This is a genomic window from Methylobacterium sp. B1 (assembly GCF_000333255.1).
Classification (GTDB): Bacteria; Pseudomonadota; Alphaproteobacteria; order Rhizobiales; family Beijerinckiaceae; genus Methylobacterium; species Methylobacterium fujisawaense.
Genome location: NZ_BACT01000166.1, coordinates 1 through 3479, shown reverse-complemented (window position 1 = coordinate 3479; position 3479 = coordinate 1). Strand labels below are relative to the sequence as shown.

Sequence of the window (3479 nt, the reverse complement as noted above, 5' to 3'; positions counted from 1 at the left end):
TGAGGGGTTTTCGCGATGGGCGTCGCAGACCTGTCCCCCGCCGAGCGCCAGGACGCGAAGCCGGTCGACCGGATCACGATCCGCCGGCCGGACGACTGGCACATCCACCTGCGCGACGGCGCGATGCTGAGGGCGGTGCTGCCCTACACGGCGGCGCAGTTCGCCCGGGGCATCATCATGCCGAACCTCGTGCCGCCGGTGACCACGGTCGCCGCCGCGGAGGCCTATCGCGCGCGGATCCTGGCGGCCCTTCCCACCGGCATGGACTTCACCCCGCTCATGACCTGCTACCTGCGGGACGACACCGATCCGGACGAGATCGAGCGCGGCTTCCGGGAGAAGGTCTGGGTCGCCGCCAAGCTCTATCCGGCGGGCGCGACCACGAACTCCCATGCGGGCGTCACCGACCTCCTGGGGATCGCGCCGGTGCTGGAGCGGATGGAGCGGATCGGCATGCCGCTCCTGATCCACGGCGAGGCCACCGACCCGGAGATCGACATCTTCGACCGCGAGGCCGCGTTCATGGAGGGCAGCCTGATCCCGCTGCTCGGCCGGCACAAGGGGCTGAAGGTCACCGTGGAGCACGCCACCACGGCGGAGATCCTCGACGTGGTCCGGGAGCACCGGAGCCGGTGCGCGGCCACGATCACGCCGCACCACCTCGTGATCAACCGGACGCACATCTTCCAGGGCGGGCTGCGCCCGCACCTGTACTGCCTGCCGGTGGCCAAGCGCGAGCGGCACCGGCTGGCCCTGCGCCGGGCCGCGACCTCCGGCGAGGCCTGCTTCTATCTCGGCACCGACACCGCCCCCCACGTCCGCGGCGCCAAGGAGGCGGCCTGCGGCTGCGCGGGCGTGTTCTGCGGGCCGAGCGCGCTCCAGACCTACGTGCAGGTCTTCGACGAGGAGGGGGCGCTCGATAAGTTCGAGGCCTTCGCCTCCCTCAACGGCGCCCGCTTCCACGGTCTGGAGCCGAATGCCGGGACCGTCACCCTGGAGCGCCGGCCCGGCCGCGTCGCCGAGGCCGTGACCGTGGACGACACCGCGGTGGTGGTGTTCCGGGGTGACGAGACGCTGCCCTGGTCGGTGGTATCCAGCTAATCGCGACGGATGCCGGTCTCAGGCCGTTCGGCTTGAGACGAAGACCCCGCCAAGCCGAGGAAGACGAGTATCGCTCGGTCGAGCCGCAGCAGATCCTCGTCGTCGAGCCGTCCGATGCGGTCGCCCATCTTGATTTTCGGAACGGTCGTGATCTTGTCGACCATGAGCCGTGACGGTGCACGCAATCCGTTGCGTCCGGTTGGAAGGACGGGGATCCGGAAAAGAGGCGCGTCCGTCTCGTTCGACGTGAAGGCGCAGATGGTGATCGAGTCGGTCGCGTCGAAGCTGTCATCCTGAACGATCACGGCCGGGCGTGGCTTCCCCGCGTAGGTTTTTCCGCCGGCTACCGTCCAGATCGCACCGCGCCTCATTCATCGCCCTGATCGGACACGGCGTCGATGAAGGCCTGATCCTCCGCATCGCGCTCGCTCTCGGCGATCGCGTGCGACTGGCGATGCGCCTCCGCTCTGAACGCGGGCGCGCTCACGTCCGGCACCCAGATCTGCATGGGTCTCAGGCCTTGAGCGCGCAGACGTGCACGGTCGTTGCGGGCCTTCGCGGCTGCGGATCCGGCTTTGAAAGCGGGCGGCATGTCGTTCGCGCTCCTCGGCGGCGACCTGTAAGCTACATGGGCGGCCGAGGGCTTGCCAACGCTCTGCTCGGCGGCCGTCATCTCCGTACTCATCCCGACCAAGCTGGAGGCGGTGTACGATGCAGGACGCGCGACAGGACGGCATCACGGCGATGGGCGCCGTGGACCTCGCCGCCGCCATCCGCGGCCGGGTGGTCTCCTGCGCGGAGGTGATGCGCGCCTATCTGGAGCGGATCCACCGGCTCAACCCGCAGGTCAACGCAATCGTGGGCCTGCAGGACGACGCGGCGCTCTTGCGCGAGGCCGAAGGTGCGGACGCCGTCCTGGCGCGGGGCGAGCCCGTCGGGCCGCTGCACGGCTTCCCGCTGGCCGTGAAGGATCTCGACCCGGTCCGCGGCCTGCCGTTCACCCAAGGGTCGCCGATCTTCGCCGACCGGATCGCCGAGACGGACTCGATCATGGTGACGCGCCTGCGCGCCGCCGGGGCGATCTTCATCGGCAAGACCAACATCCCCGAATTCGGCCTCGGCTCGCACAGCTTCAACCCGGTCTACGGCGCCACCGGCAACGCCTACGATCCGGCGAAGACCGGGGGCGGGTCGAGCGGCGGCGCGGCCGTGGCGGTGGCGCTGCGGATGCAGCCGGTGGCCGACGGCAGCGACCATGCCGGTTCGCTCCGCAACCCGCCGGCCTTCAACAATTGCTACGGCCTGCGCCCGGCCTGGGGACGGATCCCCGCCGAGGCCAAGGACGTGTTCAGCCCCGGGCTCGGCGTGCTCGGGGCGATCGGGCGAACGCCCGGCGATATCGGACTGATGCTCTCGGTTCTGGCGGGCTACGACCCCCGCTGCCCGAACGCCATCCGGCAGGACCCCTCCGCCTTCGCGAGCCCGCTCGCCCGCGACTTCCGCGGGACGCGGATCGCGTGGCTCGGCGATTGCGGCGGCCAGATCCCCTTCGATCCCGGCGTGCTCGACGTCGGACGCGCCGCCCTGGCGACGTTCGCGGAGATCGGCTGCACCGTCGAGGAGGCGATGCCGCGCTACGATATGGAGCGGCTCTGGGAGGATTGGCTGGTGCTGCGCGCCTTCACCGTCGCGGCAAATCTCCGCCCGTTCTACGACGAGCCCCGCCACCGGGCCCTGCTCAAGCCGGAGGCGGTCTGGGAGGTCGAGCGGGGGCTGGCGCTCGGCGCCGACCGGATCATCGCGGCCCTGGAGGGGCGCACCCGCTGGTACGAGACCCTGCGCCGCTTCATGGAGGGCTACGATTACCTCGTGATGCCGAGCGCGCAGGTCTTCCCGTTCGACAAGGCTTTGCGCTGGCCCGAGACGGTGGGCGGACAGGCGATGGACACCTATCACCGCTGGATGCAGATCACGATCCCGGCGACGATGTCGGGCCTGCCGGCCCTCGACGTGCCGGCCGGGTTCGGAGCCGCCGGACTGCCCACCGGCATCCAGATCGTCGGACCGAACCACGGCGAACTCGCCTGCCTGCAACTCGGGGCCGCCTACGACGCGGCGAGCAACTGGGTCCGCCGCTTCCCGCCGCCCCTGCAGTGAGGGAGCGGCTCCGCCTCCGAACCGGCTCACTTGCACGCGCGGACGCGTTGACCCGCCGCGCGCGCTCCGCTATGAGGCCCGACACTTCGCGCGCCGACCATGAGCCAGTTCCGGATCATGCGGGTGCCGCGAGGCAGGTTCGGATTTCCGATGACCACGGTCCTTATTGTAGCGGTAGCGTCACCGACGGGGCGGCCCTGAGCTAGGGCCGCGTCCGGGCG

Annotated in this window: 4 protein-coding genes; 2 read left to right on the top strand and 2 right to left on the bottom strand. The window is 70.5% G+C overall.

Annotation, left to right across the window (positions count from 1 at the left end; all coding sequences use genetic code 11):
• Window positions 1-15: 15 nt before the first annotated feature.
• Window positions 16-1101, top strand: a complete 1086-nt coding sequence (gene pyrC, locus I53_RS04510; RefSeq protein ID WP_043347144.1) for a dihydroorotase — start codon at window positions 16-18, stop codon at window positions 1099-1101.
• Here pyrC and I53_RS04505 read toward each other — a convergent pair.
• Window positions 1098-1472, bottom strand: coding sequence for a type II toxin-antitoxin system PemK/MazF family toxin (locus I53_RS04505; protein ID WP_043347142.1), 375 nt, complete (start codon window positions 1470-1472; stop codon window positions 1098-1100). The genes pyrC and I53_RS04505 overlap by 4 nt on opposite strands.
• Window positions 1469-1774 carry an antitoxin MazE family protein gene (locus tag I53_RS04500; protein WP_306307424.1) on the bottom strand — a complete coding sequence of 102 codons (306 nt, stop codon included), beginning with the start codon at window positions 1772-1774 and terminating at the stop codon, window positions 1469-1471. Before I53_RS04500 ends, I53_RS04505 begins: the two co-directional genes overlap by 4 nt.
• Window positions 1775-1812: 38 nt before the next feature.
• Here I53_RS04500 and I53_RS04495 point away from each other — a divergent pair, with 38 nt between their 5' ends.
• Window positions 1813-3258 carry an amidase gene (locus tag I53_RS04495; RefSeq protein ID WP_043347138.1) on the top strand — a complete coding sequence of 482 codons (1446 nt, stop codon included), beginning with the start codon at window positions 1813-1815 and terminating at the stop codon, window positions 3256-3258.
• Window positions 3259-3479: the final 221 nt, after the last annotated feature.